The organism is Methanosphaerula palustris E1-9c (genome assembly GCF_000021965.1).
Lineage (GTDB): Archaea > Halobacteriota > Methanomicrobia > Methanomicrobiales > Methanospirillaceae > Methanosphaerula > Methanosphaerula palustris.
Genome location: NC_011832.1, coordinates 1,239,729 through 1,257,369, shown reverse-complemented (window position 1 = coordinate 1,257,369; position 17,641 = coordinate 1,239,729). Strand labels below are relative to the sequence as shown.

The 17,641-nt window shown below is 56.9% G+C and carries 18 protein-coding genes; 9 read left to right on the top strand and 9 right to left on the bottom strand.

The annotated features are described in order from the left end of the window. Positions 1-62: 62 nt before the first annotated feature. From MPAL_RS06120 to cysK, 5 genes are all read right to left on the bottom strand, one after another. Positions 63-1,259, bottom strand: coding sequence for a M24 family metallopeptidase (locus MPAL_RS06120; RefSeq protein WP_012617880.1), 1,197 nt, complete (start codon positions 1,257-1,259; stop codon positions 63-65). A gap of 132 nt (positions 1,260-1,391) precedes the next feature. Further along, positions 1,392-2,429, bottom strand: a complete 1,038-nt coding sequence (locus MPAL_RS06115) for an AIR synthase family protein (RefSeq protein WP_012617879.1) — start codon at positions 2,427-2,429, stop codon at positions 1,392-1,394. Then, positions 2,419-3,000, bottom strand: coding sequence for a thiamine-phosphate synthase family protein (locus MPAL_RS06110; protein WP_012617878.1), 582 nt, complete (start codon positions 2,998-3,000; stop codon positions 2,419-2,421). The genes MPAL_RS06115 and MPAL_RS06110 overlap by 11 nt, the downstream gene beginning before the upstream one ends. A 23-nt stretch (positions 3,001-3,023) precedes the next feature. Next, entirely contained in the window at positions 3,024-3,995 is a 972-nt protein-coding gene (cysE, locus tag MPAL_RS17305) for a serine O-acetyltransferase (protein WP_012617877.1), read from the bottom strand. 11 nt (positions 3,996-4,006) lie between these two features. Next, positions 4,007-4,936, bottom strand: coding sequence for a cysteine synthase A (gene cysK, locus MPAL_RS06100; RefSeq protein WP_012617876.1), 930 nt, complete (start codon positions 4,934-4,936; stop codon positions 4,007-4,009). A 200-nt stretch (positions 4,937-5,136) separates the two neighbouring features. Between cysK and MPAL_RS06095 the strand changes: the two genes are divergently transcribed. Further along, on the top strand, positions 5,137-5,334 hold the full coding sequence (locus MPAL_RS06095) for a MoaD/ThiS family protein (protein ID WP_012617875.1): 198 nt from the start codon (positions 5,137-5,139) through the stop codon (positions 5,332-5,334). Further along, positions 5,335-6,249, top strand: coding sequence for a TIGR00269 family protein (locus tag MPAL_RS06090; protein ID WP_012617874.1), 915 nt, complete (start codon positions 5,335-5,337; stop codon positions 6,247-6,249). Here the strand turns inward: MPAL_RS06090 and fdhD are convergent. Genes fdhD through MPAL_RS06070 form a run of 4 tightly spaced genes read right to left on the bottom strand, consistent with a single transcriptional unit; the run spans position 6,220 to position 9,331 of the window. Continuing rightward, entirely contained in the window at positions 6,220-7,005 is a 786-nt protein-coding gene (fdhD, locus tag MPAL_RS06085) for a formate dehydrogenase accessory sulfurtransferase FdhD (protein WP_012617873.1), read from the bottom strand. The two genes, MPAL_RS06090 and fdhD, sit on opposite strands and share 30 nt — an antisense overlap. Next, on the bottom strand, positions 7,005-8,186 hold the full coding sequence (locus MPAL_RS06080) for a cysteine desulfurase (RefSeq protein WP_012617872.1): 1,182 nt from the start codon (positions 8,184-8,186) through the stop codon (positions 7,005-7,007). The genes fdhD and MPAL_RS06080 overlap by 1 nt, the downstream gene beginning before the upstream one ends. Then, positions 8,183-8,980, bottom strand: a complete 798-nt coding sequence (gene larE, locus MPAL_RS06075; RefSeq protein WP_012617871.1) for an ATP-dependent sacrificial sulfur transferase LarE — start codon at positions 8,978-8,980, stop codon at positions 8,183-8,185. The genes MPAL_RS06080 and larE overlap by 4 nt, the downstream gene beginning before the upstream one ends. A gap of 27 nt (positions 8,981-9,007) precedes the next feature. Then, the gene (locus MPAL_RS06070; RefSeq protein WP_012617870.1) at positions 9,008-9,331 is read right to left on the bottom strand and encodes a transcriptional regulator; all 324 of its coding nucleotides are present in this window, start codon (positions 9,329-9,331) and stop codon (positions 9,008-9,010) included. A gap of 79 nt (positions 9,332-9,410) precedes the next feature. On the opposite strand from MPAL_RS06070, the gene nadA reads away from it, so the two are divergent. The 7 genes from nadA to thiI all read left to right on the top strand — a co-directional run bounded on the left by nadA (position 9,411) and on the right by thiI (position 17,606). After that, positions 9,411-10,280 carry a quinolinate synthase NadA gene (gene nadA / locus MPAL_RS06065; RefSeq protein WP_012617869.1) on the top strand — a complete coding sequence of 290 codons (870 nt, stop codon included), beginning with the start codon at positions 9,411-9,413 and terminating at the stop codon, positions 10,278-10,280. 11 nt (positions 10,281-10,291) lie between these two features. After that, on the top strand, positions 10,292-11,503 hold the full coding sequence (locus MPAL_RS06060; RefSeq protein WP_012617868.1) for a YcaO-related McrA-glycine thioamidation protein: 1,212 nt from the start codon (positions 10,292-10,294) through the stop codon (positions 11,501-11,503). Further along, positions 11,466-12,092 (top strand): TfuA-related McrA-glycine thioamidation protein, encoded by a 627-nt coding sequence (locus MPAL_RS06055; RefSeq protein ID WP_012617867.1) that lies wholly within the window; start codon positions 11,466-11,468, stop codon positions 12,090-12,092. Before MPAL_RS06060 ends, MPAL_RS06055 begins: the two co-directional genes overlap by 38 nt. A gap of 256 nt (positions 12,093-12,348) precedes the next feature. Further along, entirely contained in the window at positions 12,349-13,728 is a 1,380-nt protein-coding gene (pscS, locus tag MPAL_RS06050) for an O-phospho-L-seryl-tRNA:Cys-tRNA synthase (protein ID WP_012617866.1), read from the top strand. Next, entirely contained in the window at positions 13,725-15,023 is a 1,299-nt protein-coding gene (locus MPAL_RS06045; protein WP_012617865.1) for an O-acetylhomoserine aminocarboxypropyltransferase/cysteine synthase family protein, read from the top strand. Before pscS ends, MPAL_RS06045 begins: the two co-directional genes overlap by 4 nt. Beyond that, positions 15,023-16,495, top strand: a complete 1,473-nt coding sequence (gene metX / locus MPAL_RS06040; RefSeq protein ID WP_012617864.1) for a homoserine O-acetyltransferase MetX — start codon at positions 15,023-15,025, stop codon at positions 16,493-16,495. The genes MPAL_RS06045 and metX overlap by 1 nt, the downstream gene beginning before the upstream one ends. A 25-nt stretch (positions 16,496-16,520) precedes the next feature. Next, complete coding sequence (gene thiI / locus MPAL_RS06035) at positions 16,521-17,606, top strand: tRNA uracil 4-sulfurtransferase ThiI (protein ID WP_012617863.1); 1,086 nt, start codon at positions 16,521-16,523, stop codon at positions 17,604-17,606. The last annotated feature ends 35 nt before the right edge of the window (positions 17,607-17,641 follow it).

Here is a 17,641-nt window from a genome sequence, read left to right as displayed (position 1 = left end):
TATCCAAAAAAATTTGACGAGGTAGAGAGTGGGTCGACCGGAGTGGACGATGGACTTCAGGATCAGTATACCGGGATCAGTCCGGGATTATCACCGGTGATGCATCGACCCCCCTGAGGAGTCACGACAAAGGTATTCTCGATGCCAACCAGCCCGACTCCCTGGATTCCTTTTTTGGGCTCAAGTGCAAAGACCATCCCTTCCTCCAGCGGTTCATCAAACCCTTTCGCGATCACGGGTTTTTCATCGATCCACAATCCGATACCATGACCAAGGAACTTCACCTGATGCCCTCCGAATCCCATAAAATCTTTTAGGAATTCAGGACTCAGCCCATCGATGATGGTAGAGTAGATCTCTGAAGGAATCGCACCCGGTTTCAGGAGCGAAGCCAGTTCATTCTGGATATCCACACAGTGCTCATGCACCTGGACCGCTGCATCAGGAATGGGCGAACCAAACATGTAGGTCATGGTCTTGTCGGTCTGGTATCCCTCAACCCCACACCCGATATCCACAACAACAAGGTCGCCCTTCCGGAGTCGCCTCTCCCGGCATCCCATCAGCGGTACCGCCGGATGCATACCTGAAATCCCTCCAGGGGTGTTGACACAGGTCGGATAGATGGAACTGACACCAAAACCGATCTGTCCCAGGATCATCTCATTGAACATGTCAAACCGGATGATCCCCTGGTGACCTTCCTTCACCATCAGGGAGTAAAGGTCGCTGTTGAGTTCTACCTCATCGATCCCTTCTGAGAGGAGGGAAGGCATACAATCCTCCAGCACATGCCGGTGGATCCTTCCAGCCTTCTCCATAAGGGAGAGTTCGTAGCCGCTCTTCACCGACCTGACAGCGGCCACCTCGGCATCAACCGCCTTCACATCGGTAAAATTGAGAGATTTCTGCAGTCTCTGAACCTGTGCCATCGTCACCAGTTCCATCTCAAGGTACAGCGTTGCAGGAAATGTCCCCATGACCGCAGCAATATCACGGTACCTGCTCATCTTTCTGATGCAGGGGGACCTGGATTCATCAAGGGCCCGTTCATAACTCTGACGGACCCAGAACACCGCTTCATCATTCCGGGGAATGAGGAGAATGCCGTCCTGGATGGTACCGGTGAAGTAATAAAGGTCGACCTTTCCGAGAATGGCCACAATCTCCCAATCAGGATGATTTTTATCCATCTGAGTTCTAAAACGACTCATTCGGCCCATAAGTTCACTGACAGGGACAGGCATGGTGATCATCATAATTAGTTGATGATGATATTTATCGGTAGTCGACTTTCACCGAGGTATTCCGGCAGATACAGACGAAATAATCCGCGCATTTTTTCTAAAGCCATCTCATGAGACATGGACGCTTAAAAAAAGTCGTCTCCTTCAGCACGTACTCTCGAAGAAGACGGGCCAGAAGGGGTCCTGCTCTGGGATATGGAGTTCTTCAATGGTACCGTCGACCCGTCGGATCGTCCGCTCCCCAGGATTGTCCGTGACCTTCCCGATCACCGACACCGGGATCCCGGACCGGGTCAGGAGGTCGATGATCGCATCAGAACTGGACGGATCTGCAGTCAGAAGGAGCGTCCCCTCGGCGATCGATGCCAGAGGATCCAGGTTGAACTGCTCACAGACCATTCTGACCTCTTTCGGATAGATGATCTGCGCCTCATCGATCACCATCCCGGTGTTACTTGCCGCTGCAATCTCAAAGAGTCCGCCGATCACCCCGCCTTCTGTCGCATCATGCATCGCTGTCACCTCGCCAGCCTCACGGGCGAGGGCCGCATCCGCCACAACCGACATCTGCCAGCAGAGATCCTGCGCAGCCTTCACAAGCCAGGCCGGGTACTTCGCCTTCAGTTCATTTTCACGGAGCACTGAAAGGAGAGCCGCGGTCTCGATCGCCGGCCCCTTGGTCAGCAGCACATCATCACCGGGTCGAGCACCTGCAGAGGTGATGTACTCCCCTTTCTCTGCCACCGCAAAAACCGTAATTCCGCCGATCGTCGGGGCGGCGAACCCGGGATAGTACCCGGTGTGTCCGCCGACGATCGCGATCCCGAGATCCTTTGCAGCCAAGTCGATCGCGTCCACGATCGTCCGGAAGTCCTGGTCGGGCGTACCCGGGGGCATCAGCAGTGAATAGGTCATGTACTGCGGCTTCACCCCCATCACGGCGACATCGCTGGCCCCGATATGGACCGTGTGCCAGCCGAAGAGATCGTATGGCTGGTTGGGGATGGCGAAGATCGGATCCTCGGCCACGATCAGTACCCTGTTGTTACCGAGGTCGACCACCCCTGCATCGATCCCCGCAGTCGGCGGCACGATCACCGAGGGATCTGCCGCACCTGTTCGGTGGAGCAGGAACGAGGCGAAAGTCGCCGCATCGATCTTCCCGATCTTCTCATCGCTCATCTGCATACCTCCGCGCAATCTCGCAGACCTGCTCGACGACCTCGATCGGATCCCCGCCGACCAGCACACTGACCGGCTCCTTGCCGATGGCACCGGTCTCATAGAAGATCTTGGGGGCACGATTCCCGGCCGCCCTGACCGCCTCGGCGACCTTCCATGGCATCGAAGCGCACTCCTCCTCTTTGATAGAATCCGGCTCGTTCCTCCGATCGATCATAGAAAAGATCCAGCGTTTCTCCCGACAGTAGTCCTCAAGCCATGCTGCCAGCGCAGGCGTGTTGGCGAAGTCCACGCCGGCCCGCACACGGGGATCGACCTTTCGCAGTTCGATCATCAGTCTGGCCATATGGCTTGAAGCCCCAAAGACCGGCTTCCCAGAGGCATGCGGCATTCCACCGATAATGGTCACGCGCCCTTCAACAGCGAGCACATCACTCCTCTCCTTCGCGTCCCCGGTTGCATAGACCAGGTTGGTCCGTACCTCCGGGATCAGCGCCGCAAACTCCTTGCACGCCTCAAGCTTTGCGAGGGCAACTGAGAAGCGGCCGTACATCTCATCGCGACTATCCATCAGCAGTACTTCAACGGCACGGGCTATACCTTTTTCAGCTGCCCGTTCTGACGGACGAACCTGCTCCAGTCCCAGGGTTCGTCCAGCACCCTCACATCAACCGAGGAGATCCCGGGGATCCCCTCGGCCTTCCGCCGAACCTGCTGGCTCAGGTAATCGACCAACGGGCAGCCCTTCGTCGTCAACACCATATCGATCTCTGCACGCCCGTCCGCGGTGACATGCACATCTCGGAGCAGCCCGAGGTCGACGATATCAATTCCAACCTCCGGGTCGATCACCTCGCGGAGCGCGTCTCTGATCTGCTCCTCCATCTCCAGTTCGGCCCGCTTCTCCAGACCAAGCGGCCCAGGGATCACCTGTTCCATGATCCGGATCCGCTCCTCGAACTGGTTCTGCCGATCGAGCAGCCTGGAGATCACCCGAAGCATCGGATCCGGCATCGGTGCCTCCAGGTCCCCATCTCTATCCTGGTTACACTCGGGCCCGGCAATCCTGCCGGGAACCCCGACGACCGTTGCCCCTGGGGGTACCGACCGAACCACGACCGAACCGGCCCCGACCTTAGCCCCGCTTCCGATGGTGATCGGACCGAGCACCGAGGCCCCTGAACCGATGATCACATGATCCTCAACGGTCGGATGACGTTTCTCGTTCACCAGCGCAGTCCCACCAAGCACGACCCCCATATAGATCAGGACATCATCCCCAACCTCAGCCGTCTCCCCGATCACGACACCCATGCCATGGTCAATGAAGACCCGACGACCGATCATTGCCCCGGGATGGATTTCAATCCCGGTCAAAAACCGACCGATATGCGATACAAACCGTCCTGCAAAGAAGAGATGGTGGACCCATAACCAGTGAGCGATCCGATGACTCCAGATTGCATGCAACCCGGGGTAACAGAAGAGCACCTCCGGTATCGATCGGGCTGCCGGGTCCTTCTGAAAGATGGTCTGGATATCTTCCCTGAGGTGTTTGAGGAGCATGATCAGGTCACTTATGCATCAAAGAGATCGGTGGAGAGGTACCGCTCACCAGTGTCCGGGAGGATCACCACGATCATTTTTTCACTGTTTTCCGGGCGTTTTGCGATCAGCAGAGCCGCATAGAGGGCTGCACCAGATGAGATCCCTGCCAGGATCCCCTCCTCCCTGGCGAGACGCCGGGCTATCTCATACGCATCCTCGTTGCTGACCGGAACAATCTCGTCGAGCAGGTCCATCCTCAACACATCCGGGATGAACCCGGCACCGATCCCCTGGATCTTATGCGGTCCAGGACTTCCTCCTGAGAGGACCGGGGACGTCGCCGGCTCAACGGCAATTGCCTTGAATTCCGGTTTTTTGGCCTTGATAGCCTCTGCAATACCGGTGATCGTCCCACCAGTCCCGACGCCGGCCACAACGATATCCACCTTTCCATCGGTATCTGTCCAGATCTCTTCGGCAGTGGTTCTCCGATGAATGGCAGGATTCGATGGGTTTCGAAACTGCTGAGGGATATACAGCAGGTCCGGGTTCTCTGCGACCATCGCCTCTGCAGCGCTGACTGCTCCCTTCATCCCATCCTTGCCTGGGGTCAGGACCAGTTCTGCCCCGAGTGCTTTGAGGAGTTTCCTCCGTTCGATGGTCATCGTATCGGGCATCAGAAGCCGGATCTTATATCCGCGTGCTGCTGCAACGAAAGCCAGTCCTACGCCGGTGTTTCCACTGGTCGGCTCGACGATCGTCGTATTTTTCCCAATCAGACCGTGCTGCTCCGCCGCCTCGATCATCGCTAACCCGATCCGATCCTTGACACTCGACATCGGGTTGAATGACTCCACCTTGACGACGATCTCTGCCGGTATCCCCTCGGTCAGCCGGTTCAACCTGACCAACGGGGTGTGCCCGATGGTCTCTGTGATGTTGTTGTAAATTTTTCCCATAGATCAACCTCTTACTGTTAGATTCCGGAAATTTCTACCAAAGCAGAAATCACAATTGTGATTATTCTGAAACGGGGATAAGGATTGCTATCGGCAGAGCATCAATCCGGTAGTTAGGGTCTCTACTATGAGATAAATATCTACTCCTCTTATCCTCATTCAGCACTGTTAAACCACCGGTCCTCCCAATCGTACATCAGATGATTACCCTTGAACTCCCGGATCTGACCAGAAAACTCTGTTCACCTTCTGGCGATACCATCGAGGAACTGCTTGTGGCCGCAGGGGTGAACCCTGCAGAGGTGATCGTGGTCAGGGATGGTGTACTCCTCCCTGAGGACACACCCCTCTCCGATGGCGACCATCTCCGTGTGATCAGCATCGTCCATGGAGGATAGATGATCGCCTGCGATCGCTGCAACGAGCACGCGGTCTACTTCTCCCGGGGAGATGGGGCGCACCTCTGTGGAGCACACCTGATGGAGAAGGTGGAGGCGAAGACTGCCGGCATGCTCGCCTCATACACCCTTGCAGATAACGAACGGATAGCAGTCGCGCTCAGCGGCGGCAAGGACAGCACGGTGCTGCTCTGGCTTATGAACATGCTGCTCGGGAAGAGGGCTGCAGACCGCCTGGTCGCCATCACCGTCGACGAAGGGATCAGAGACTATCGCGATGAGACACTGGCAGCGGCACGGCGCCTGACCCACAGGCTCGGGATCCGGCATATCATCGTCTCGTTTCAGGATCTCTTCGGAGCCGACCTCGATAGCCTGCTGATCGGAAACAGGGAACGGGCCTGTTCTGTCTGCGGAGTCTACCGGCGACAGGCACTGCAGCAGACTGCCGTGGAGGCAGGGGCGGGTGTCCTCGCGACCGGCCACTGTCTGGACGACGAGGCCCAGTCGGTTCTGATGAATTACCTGCGCGGAGACCTCACCCGGATCGCCGGCACCCTGCCGGAGGGGACCGGGTACATTCCGCGGATCAAACCGCTCGGACGGGTCAGCGAGAAGGAGGTGGTCGTGTATGGAATGGTCGCATCGCTCCTCTCACCCCTTCCGGAGTGCCCGTACACGGCCCATGCCCTCAGGGCCGAGGTGCGGCGTGCACTCGGGGTACTTGAGTATCGGTTCCCCGGTACCATGCTTCGAATCGTGGAAGGAGAGGCAGACCTGAAACGAACGGTCAGCGGTATGGTTCCACCATCGGCGTTGTCGAAGTGCGACCGCTGTGGGGCGCCCTGCTCCGGCACCATCTGCCAGCGCTGCAAAATAGAAGATCTACTCGACAGGCGCGGGAATCTCCAGTGAACCGGCCCCGCTCACCCGCTCCTCCCCGGAGTAGATATTCATCTTATCGCTCCTGACAAAACCGATCACCGTCAGTCCGCCGGCCCTGGCGATCTCCACCGCGAGCGTCGTCGTCGCCCCACGCGAGACGATGATCGGAATGTTCGCGATCAGACATTTGCGTGCCATCTCTGAAGAGATCCTGCCGGTGCAGACGACAAACGTCTGCGAGAGATCGATCCCGTTCAGCGCTGCGTACCCGATCACCCGATCGAGCGCGTTGTGCCGCCCGATATCCTCGACGATCGCAAGATGGTGATCCCCCTGGATCAGACCGACCACATGCACTCCGCCGGTCAGCATATGCAGCGGTGAATTCAGCACCGCCTTGAGCCCGGTTGAGACCTGTGCTGGGGTCACCGTCAGGTCTGATTGGATCTTCGGAAGTTTTTTCATGTCGAGGAACGATGACGAGCCCCCGCACCCGCTCAGCACCGTCTTCTTCGAGAAGAGGATCTTGTACGGGTTCTTCGTCAGCACCTCGGCCCGATCATCGTCGACAGAGAGCGCCTCGATCTCGTCGAGCGATTTGATGACCCCTTCGGTCAGCAGAAACCCAACGATCAGTTCCTTCAGCATCGTCGGACTGGTCATCACCGTCGCCGCATGCCTGCCGTTCACAAACAGGGCAACCGGCACCTCCTCGACGACCGGGTGCATTGAAGCCGTATACTCATCACCGTTCTTCTTGATACAGGGGATCTCCTTATACATCATCACTGTCTCCGTTCCAGTTCCTCGACGGTCGCTATCAGCAGGTCGACATCCTCAATGCTGTTGTACAGGTACAGACTCGCCCGAACCGTACCATCCGGGGCGTCGAGAGCCTGCATCAGGGGCATGCAGCAGTGATGGCCAGATCTGACCAGCACGCCGGATGCCTCATCGAGGATATGCGCCACGTCGTGGGGGTGGACACCGTCAACCGTGAACGAGACCACGCCGATCCGGTCCTCCGCCCGTTCCGGCCCATAGACCGTCACCCCCCCAAGCCCCCGGAGGCCGTCGACCAGCCGCCGTGTCAGTGTCTGCTCATGGACTCGAACAGCCGCCATCCCGATCTCTTCAAGGTAACTGACTGCCGTAGAGAGGCCGATCGCGCCAGAGATGTTCGGAGTGCCCGCCTCAAACTGCCGGTACCCCTGCACCGGGGTGAACCCATTCGTGGTTGCAGTCTCGACCATCCCGCCGCCGAGCACCGACGGCCGGATGTAGATATCCTTCATCCAGAGCACCCCAGTTCCGGTCGGTCCGAGCATCTTGTGCCCGGAGAAGCAGAGGATGTCACAGTCGAGTGCCTGCACACTGACCGGGAGATGAGGAACAGTCTGGGCCCCGTCCACCAGCAGCAGTGCTCCATGGGCATGGCAGATCGCTGCGATCTGCTCTATCGGCACGATTGTGCCGAGGGCGTTGGAGGCGTGGGTCACGGCGACCAGCCTGGTTGCCGGGGTCATCGCGGCCTCGATCGAGGCCGGACTGATCGTTCCATCCGGACCGGGGGGAACCACCGTCACCAAAACTCCCTGCTCACGGAGCCGAATCCAGGGGAGCAGGTTGGAGTGGTGTTCGAGAAGAGTGGTGACCACATGATCGCCTCGCTTCCAGGGGAAACCGGCAGCGACCATGTTCACCGCTGCCGTGGTGTTCTGAACGAACGCCGTGATCCCCTGCCCCCCATCGATGAAACCGGCGACCTTCCGGTGCGCTTCGTTGTACTTGAGCGAAGCGATCTGTGCGAGCCGATGAACACCCCGACCAACATTGGCCCGGTAGTGAAGGTCGTAGTCCGTGACCGCCTCCACCACCTGGACCGGCGTCAGGCTGATCGAAGCGCTGTCCATGTAGGTGACATCAGCAAAGAGCGGGAAGTCCTCCCGTGCCAGTTCGAGTTTCATAGCACCTCATCCATTGAACCCGTCCGGTATCCCTCCAGATCGAGTGTACAGTACCGGAAACCCGCAGATTTAAGAGCCGCCAGGATCGCATCACGGTCTTTAAAGGCCTGTTCCATCAGATCCCTCCTCATCTCAACCCGGGCAATGGTGCCATGCATGCGCACCCGAAAACCCTGGTATCCCAGATCAAAGAGAGCGTCCTCGGCCACCTCAATCATATGCAGACGTTCCGGCGTGATCTCGTCACCATACGGGAGCCGCGAGGCCAGGCAGGCCGCCGAAGGCTTGTTCCAGAAGGAAAGGCTCATCGACCGTGCGATCGCCCGGATCATCGGCTTGGTGATGCCGGCCTCGACAAATGGATGGAGAATCCCTTCCTCCTCGCAGGCGATCAAACCAGGCCGGTGCTCCCCATAATCGGACAGGTTCACGCCATCCGCAACCCCAGAGAAACCAAGCCGTACCAGTTCATTGTGGAAGAGTTCTGCCGTTCCCTTCTTGCAGAAGTAACAGCGATCCCGGGAGTTCCTCAGAATATCATCCCTTGAGAGCAGAGAGAAGGAGAGAACGGTCAGGGGAAGGTCATACTCCCCGGCGAGTGCAATCGCCTCCCGATAACTTCTTCGCGGCAACAGGGGACTGTCGAGCAGGACGCAGTTCATCCGATCCCTCAGGACTTCACGGGCAATCACCGCCAGCAGGCTGCTGTCCACCCCACCGGAGAACGCGATCAACAATGAACCGCGTGCTCTGATCACATCCTTCAGTGCCGATAACTCTGTGATATATTCCATCTCTGCAGCAATGCCCCCTGGTGGTACTTAATCATTGGGTTTTTTCTGACAGGGACCCTGGTCCTTCCGGATCAACCTGCAAATATCACAGAATGCTGCTGATACGTCTTCGATCTTCCCCTGATTGATATCCTCAGCCAGGTGCTCGATCGTCTGCTTTACCTCTCCTTCGAATTCGATCCGGTATCCCCTCTTCTTTGAGAGATATTGAGATACTGCCGACGGCGCCATCCCGAGGACCCTGGATGCAGCCAGCTGCGACATTCCCCGTCTCACCAGTTCTGCTGCAAGCGCAGCTCTGATCGCAGGGAGCAGTTCCCAGACAACCTCCTGACAGGGTGCTTTGACCATATTATGATAACTTTTAAATCGTCCCACTACATTAAACTAACTTCACGATTGTGATATTCCGGAGCAGTGTGAGAGTAATATGAAAGATTTCACTATCCTCGCCCACAATTACGTGCGGCCCGAGGTTCAGGCGATGGCAGACTTTGTCGGCGACAGTCTTGAACTGGCACAGAAAGCAAAATTAGTCACCACCGAGTACCTGATCTTTGCAGGTGTCGATTTCATGGCAGAGATGGCCGCGATCGTCAATCCATCCAAGAAGGTGATCCACCCCGAACCGTTTTCGATGTGCGCGATGGCGAGCAGGGTCACCCCCGAGATGATCCTGGCGGCACGCAAGGACTATCCCAAAGCAGCGGTTGTCACCTATGTGAACAGTTCTGCAGCGGTCAAGGCAGTCTCCGATATCATCTGCACTTCTGCGAATGCAGTGAAGGTGGTGAACAGTCTGGAAGAGAAGCAGATAATATTCACACCAGACCGGAACCTCGCCCTCTATGTCGCACGTAACACCGATAAACAGGTGATCCCGGTGCCAGCACTCGGATGCTGCCCGGTCCACCATTCCCTGACCGTGCAGGACATCCAGGACAGACTCGCCGAGTACCCGGGTGCAGAGGTGATCGTGCACCCAGAAACGATCCCCGAGGTGCAGGATGTCGCCAACTTCATCGGCTCGACCTCTGCGATGGCCCGGCATGCAAAGACAACCACGGCGAAGGTGATCATTGTCGGCACCGAGGTGGGGATGCTGACCCGCCTGAAGAAGGAGTCGCCGGACAAGATTTTTGTGGCAGCCTCACCCTTACTCAGCTGTGCAGATATGAAGATGATCACCGTTGAGAAGATTGAGGCGGCGATCAGGGCAAAGGCACCAATCGTCCAGGTGGACCCGGTGATCGCGGAAGGGGCACGCAGAGCACTCGAGCGGATGCTTGCGGTCTCCTAGGTGAAAGGCGCATGGAACTCAGTTCGTGCAGGAAGGGATACCGGAATGAGACTCAGCGTGCGGTTGACCCTGCAATAACGCTCGAACGGATCGAGCGGTTGCTCCCGACGACCGGGATCACTCGGGTCGCCGATATCACGGGTCTCGATCGGATCGGGATCCCGGTGTTCTCATGTATGCGTCCTGCAGCGGCAGACGGGGCGATCTCGGTTTACAACGGCAAAGGAGCAACGCCAATCGCTGCAAGGGTCTCTGCCATCATGGAGGGGATCGAGCGGTACTCTGCTGAGGTACATGACCGGCCCCTGATCACGGGAACCTATGACTCCCTTGCCAGGCAGGGAAACGTTGTCGACCCACGTGACCTCATCCTTCCCAACGATGCCGACCCAGACCGGGTGCTTTCCTGGGTGAAGGGGTTTGATATCGTCCAGCATGAGGAGGTGCTCCTTCCTGCTCACGCGGTCTTCCACCCATTGCCACAGGGGGCGGCACCCCTCTTTCGGACCAGTACCAACGGCATCGCCTCAGGGAATACCCTTGAAGAGGCCACCTTCCATGCCCTGGCTGAGATCATAGAGCGGGATGCCTGGTCGATCGCAGAGGTGCTGCATGACACCGGACCGGTCATCACCGATGTGACCGATCCGACCGCCTGCTCGCTCCTCGACGCTTTCTCTACGGCGGGGGTCGATATCGTCCTCCACGACCTGACCAGCGATATCGGGATCCCAACGATCGCTGCCGCATCAGACGATCCGGTGCTCAGAGATCCCCGTCTCCTGACTCTCGGGATGGGGACACACACCTCTGCCGCGATTGCTACACTGCGGGCGTTGACTGAAGTGGCGCAGAGCAGGGTCACCCAGATCCATGGCGCCCGCGAGGATACCACCGAAGCCGACGAACGCCGTTCGATCGGGTATGATCGGGTCAAACGATTGAACCGCTACTGGTACGAAGGGAAGAGCACAGTCCCTTACGCAGCACTTACGAGTTGTGATACCGAGGACTTCCTCGACGATATCAGGGTGGTGACCGATCGACTTGCAGCAGTCGGGCTGGATCGTGTTATCGTAAGCGACCTCACCCGACCTGAAACCGGTGTGAACGTGGTCAGGGTCGTGGTACCAGGGCTTGAGACCTATGCTATGGATAATGAACGACGCGGAGAACGGTGCAGACATGCACGACATCATCGTCTTTCTCGGACCGAGTCTTGATCTGACCACGGCCAGGGCTATCCTCGACGCCGAGTACAGGCCACCGGCCAGGCGCGGTGACCTGCTGCAGGCCGCAAAGGAAGGGGCCAAGACGATCGTGCTGATCGACGGGGTCTTCTTTCAGGATTGCTCGGTCGGCCACCGGGAGGTTCTCGCTGCGATCAAACTGGGGACGACGGTGATTGGAGCTTCAAGTATGGGTGCTCTCCGAGCTTCCGAACTCGACACCTTCGGGATGATCGGCATCGGCGAGGTCTACCGGCTCTATCGGGATGGAATCGTGGTCTCAGATGATGAGGTCGCGCTGATCTATGATCCAGAGACCTACCTTCATCTCTCTGAACCCCTCGTGAACATCAGGCACAACCTGGATCTGGCAGTAAAAGCTGGGATCCTGCTCCCGGAGGCAGCTGCAGCAATTCTCGCCTGCGGACGGGGGATGTACTTCCCGGATAGAACGTATGCCTCAATCATCGCCGGATCGGGAGAGTCGGGGGAAGCTTTTCTTTCATTTGTCCAGAAGAACGGTGAAGATCAGAAGAGGCTCGATGCTATCGAGGCTCTCACTACCCTTTCCATCCAGAGTTAGTACCAGGGGAAATATTCATCTCGTACTCCGGCAAATATCAGTGGATTCCAAGGCACGTTGGGGAAAGACCACCATCCAGGTAAAGATCATCGTTCACCATTTTCACAATGGTTATATATGAATCAGGTGAACTTTATCATCACAATTGTGAACACATGATTGGTTGAGTCACCTGGATGGCAGAGAGGCCTTGCCTCTAATCTTAAATCAGATGATGAGTTCAATTCTCATTCTAGACATTCAGGAGAGATGTATTATGGATATACGGGTACAGAAGATATTTGAGGGGCTGTTCGCCCTTGAGGACCTCAGGGAGATCTACCGTCAGGCCCTGCCATCAGGGCTCGACCAGGAGGAAGAGACGCGGTTTACAGAGAAGATCGCTTCCATCAGGGAGATTCTTGGAGACCTCGAAGCGGGCACCGGTCATCCCAAGGTGACCAGGATCGCAGAGACCATCGAACTTCGGACCCGTGAAGAGAATCTGATCAATATCCAGCCCATCCAGGCGGCAGGGCGGTTGACCCCGGAAGCCAGAAAGGCGGTCATCTCATATGGCGACGGGTACTCAACGTGTGACGCCTGTCGGAAGCCGTTCCGGCTCGACAAGATCTGTAAACCTCCGATCGCCACCTTTCACGAGGATCTCGCAGCCTTCGTCGGGATGGACCAGGCCCGGGTCGTGCCAGGGGCACGCAGGGGCTTCCAGGCAGTCACCTCGACGATCGTGAACAGAGGGGATAGTGTGCTCGTATCAGGACTCTCTCACTACACCGAGTATCTGGCAGTTGAAAATGCCGGTGGAATCATCCGTGAGATTCCGGTGAATGAGCAGAACGTCCTGAAGGCCGATGCGGCAGCAGATAAGATCGAACAGATCAAGCAGGAGACCGGAGCCTATCCGGTGCTGGCGATGATCGATCACTATGACTATCTGCTCGCCAACGAGCATGACTTCGCAGGGATCGCAAAGGTCGCCCACCAGTACGACATTCCGATCCTGTACAACGGAGCTTACACCGTCGGTGTGATGCCGGTCGACGGCAAGAAACTCGGAGCCGACTTTGTCGTCGGGTCAGGCCACAAGAGCATGGCCTCACCCGCACCATCAGGGGTGCTGGCCACGACCGACGAGTGGGCTGATAAGGTCTTCCGGACCACCCAGATGGTCGGTGACCTGACCAAACGCAAGTTCGGGATCAAGGAAGTGGAGATGCTCGGGTGCACCCTGATGGGTGTAACCCTGGTCGCGATGATGGCTTCATTCCCCACTGTTAAAGAGCGGACGCTCCACTGGGACGAGGAACTGAAGAAGTCCAACTACTTCATCGACCATCTGCTCAAAATCGAGGGAAGCAAGGTCGTGAGCGAGTACCCACGCAAGCACACGCTGACCAAGGTGGACACAACCGGTTCATTTGATAAGGTGGCACAGACCCACAAACGGCGAGGATTCTTCCTCAGCGATGAACTCTCGAAGAGATCCATCGGCGGAGAGTTCGCAGGCGCGACTAAAACCTGGAAACTGAACACCTTCGGCCTGTCCTGGAAGAAGATCCACTACCTGACCGATGCATTCACTGAGATCGCAGAGAAGTACGAGATCAACATACTCAACGAGGAGAAAAAGAGATGACCAGCACACAGTATGGAAAAGAGACCCTGGCCGTTCATGGAGGCCAGGTTCCGGACCCGACCACCGGGTCACGGGCCGTACCGATCTACCAGACCACGTCCTATGTCTTCAAGGACACCGAACAGGCCGCGAACCTCTTTGGAATCAAAGAACTGGGGAACATCTATACCCGTCTGATGAACCCGACCAATGACGTCTTTGAGAAGCGGATGGCGCTCTTCGAAGGCGGCACAGGAGGGCTTGCAGTCGCTTCAGGGATGGCCGCGATCACGAACACACTGCTCGGGATCACCGAACTCGGCGACGAGATCGTCTCAGGTGACAACCTGTATGGCGGCACGTACGAGGCATTCAATTACACGTTCCCACGGCTCGGCAGAACCGTAACGTTCGTCGACTCAACAAAGCCAGAGGCATTTCGAGCCGCGATCACGGATAAAACCCGTGTGATCTATATCGAAGCCATCGGCAACCCGAAGCTGGATATCCCGGATTTTGCAGCGATCGCAAAGATTGCCCACGAGGCGGGTATCCCACTGGTCGTCGACAACACCACCGGGGTTGGCCTGGTCCACCCGATCGAACATGGTGCAGACATAGTAGTCTTCTCGGCGACCAAGTACATCGGAGGGCACGGCACCTCGATCGGAGGGGTCATCGTCGACGCAGGAACCTTCAACTGGGGCAACGGCAAGTTCCCGGGCTTCACAGAACCAGACCCCGGGTATCACGGACTGAAGTTCTGGGAGACCTTCGGTAACTTCCCAGGGATGGGCAACGTGGCAGTGGTCTTCAAACTGCGTCTGCAGATCCTCAGGGATCTCGGAGGATGCCTATCGCCGTTCAATTCATTCCTCTTCCTGCAGGGGCTCGAATCGCTCCCGCTTCGTGTGAAGAAGCATTCTGAGAACGCCCTGAAGGTCGCCACCTTCCTGAGCACACACCCCAAGGTCGCATGGGTGAACTATGCCGGCCTCTCCGGCCACCAGAGCCACGAACTTGCAAAAAAATACCTGGACGGCGGCTTCGGACCCCTGGTCGGGTTCGGGGTGAAGGGTGGTGCCGAGGAGGGAAAGCGCGTGATCGAACGGCTGAAACTCTTCTCGCACCTGGCCAACATTGGAGATGCGAAGAGCCTCGTGATCCACCCGGCCTCAACCACCCATCAACAACTGACCGAAGAAGAACAGCGCTCGACCGGGGTGACCGGAGATTTCATCAGGCTGGCCATCGGACTTGAGGATATAGACGACCTGATCCGGGATCTGGATCAGGCGCTCGCTGGTGACGAGTGATGCAGAGAGGCTCAGTAGGGATCAGTACCACCTCAACCTTTACCCTTGCCACACCCCTCCTACTGGAGAGTGGTGCTTCACTGTTCTCCGTTCAGATTGCGTACGAGACCTATGGAACGCTGAACCATGATAAGAGCAATGCAATCCTGGTCTGTCATGCCCTGACTGGTGACGCCCATGCAGCAGGCCACCATGGGGACGAGTCACGTCCTGGCTGGTGGGACGGGGTGATCGGCCCGGGAAAGGCCTTCGATACGGATAAGTATTTTGTGATCTGTTCGAACGTCCTCGGGGGCTGTAAGGGGACGACCGGGCCGGCATCACAAAATCCTGATACAGGAAAACCCTACGGCACCTCATTCCCGGTAGTGACGATTCGGGACATGGTGAACGTACAGAAGGCACTGATCGATCACCTGGGCATCAGCCAGCTCTTTGCAGTCGCCGGCGGATCGATGGGAGGCATGCAGGTGCTGCAGTGGATGGTCTCCTATCCATCGATGGTCAGGAAGGCGATCGCCATAGCGGCAACAGGGTCTTCAACCCCACAGCAGATCGCGTTCAACGAAGTAGGAAGGAAGGCGATCACTGCCGACCCTGCATGGTGTGGTGGTGACTACTATGGAAAGGAGCACCCGGTGAAGGGGCTTTCGCTCGCACGGATGGTCGCCCATATCACCTACCTGAGCGATGCTTCAATGCACACCAAGTTCGGACGGGCCCTGCAGGACCGGGAGTTCAGAGGGTTCGACTTCGACACCGAATTTCAGGTCGAGAGTTATCTGCACCACCAGGGCACCTCTTTCACCAAACGGTTCGATGCGAACTCATACCTGTATCTGACCAAGGCTGTCGACTACTTCGATCTCTCCGTCGACGACTCGTTGATCAGCGGGTTCGCTCCAACGAAAGCGACGGTGCTGATCATATCGGTCACCTCGGACTGGCTGTACCCACCGTATCAGTCACAGGAGATCGTATCGGCCCTCTCGGCCAACGAATGCGATGTTCATTACTGCGAACTCCGCTCCCAGTTCGGGCATGATGCGTTCCTGATTGAGACCGGGCAACTCAACTACAGTATCAGTAGATTCCTCGACCACACCCTGGTCAGGGATGTGATGAACACACAGGTGCCGGTGATCAGCGAGCAGTCGACGATCGCTGTCGCTGCCCGGATGATGATCACACAGGGAGTGAACCACCTCCCGGTTCTCGCCCCGGATCAGAGTCTAGTTGGGATTGTGACCTCATGGGATATCGCAAACGCGGTAGCCTGCGGATATACCAGCCTCGATCAGATCATGTCCTCACAGGTGATCACAACAACAGGAGACGAGACGATCGAGGTGGCCGCATCCCGTATGGAGCAGCATCGGATATCAGCCCTCCCGGTGATCGACCAGGCACAGCATGTGATCGGACTAATCTCAAGCGATGGACTCAGCAAGTTGATCGGTAGGGGTCCATAACATTCAAAAATTAGTTGGTGAAATTATGACATTATATCTAGTTCGGTACTCTGAAATTTTCTTAAAATCAGAACCGGTGAAACGGATCTGGCAGGGCGTGCTGGTGCATGATATCTATTCCAGGATGCCCGATGTCACCGTCAGTGTTGAGCGAGGCAGAGTCTGGGTTGAGGGAGATGTCAAGCCCGAGTGTCTGCGCAGAATCTTTGGGATCGTCTCATTCTCTGAGGTGACCGAATGTACGCTCGACACCCTTGCCGAGGTGCTCCCGAACTACCTTGAGGAACATGGAATAAAGGACGCGAAGTCCTTTGCATTCCGGGTCAAGCGAGTCGGCAACCATCCGTTCAACTCTCGTGAAAAGGAGATTGAACTTGCAAATCTGGTTTTAGAACCGTACCCGAACCTCAAGATCGACCTTGACCACGCCGAACTGGAGGTCTCCATAGAGATCAGACAGGACCGGTGCTACCTGTTCACAACCGTCGAAGAGGGACCAGGCGGTCTGCCGGCCGGTGTCGAGGGAACGCTGGTCGCGCTGTTTTCAGGCGGGATCGACTCACCGGTCGCCTCATACATGATGATGAAGCGCGGGTGCAAGATCATCCCGATCTATGTCGCACTGGACTCATTTCTGACTGAGAAACACATTGCACGGGCTGAGCAGGTGATCGAATGCCTCCGTCAGTACCAACCGGATATAGCACTGCATGTGATCTCAGATGATTATCTGATCAAGGCCAAAGAGGCACTCGTTGCCAGAAAACTCGAAAAATATACCTGTGTTTTCTGCAAGCGAAGGATGTACAGACTGGCCACCAAATTTGCAGAGGAGGTTGGAGCGATCGGTATCGTAACCGGGGAGTCACTCGGACAGGTCGCCTCGCAGACCCTAGATAATATGACCGTGCTGACGAATGCCACGACAATGCCGATCTATCGACCACTGATCGGACTTGACAAGACCGAGATCATCAGCATCGCCCGAAAGATCGGGACATTTGAGGATTCGATTGCAAAGGCCGGAGGATGTGGAGCAGTCCCGAAGATGCCCTGCACCAAGGCAAAACTTGAACTGGTACAAGAGATCGAGGAAGAGATCGGGATCTGATCTGACCTGATCTCTCTCTTTTTTTAGAATCGAAA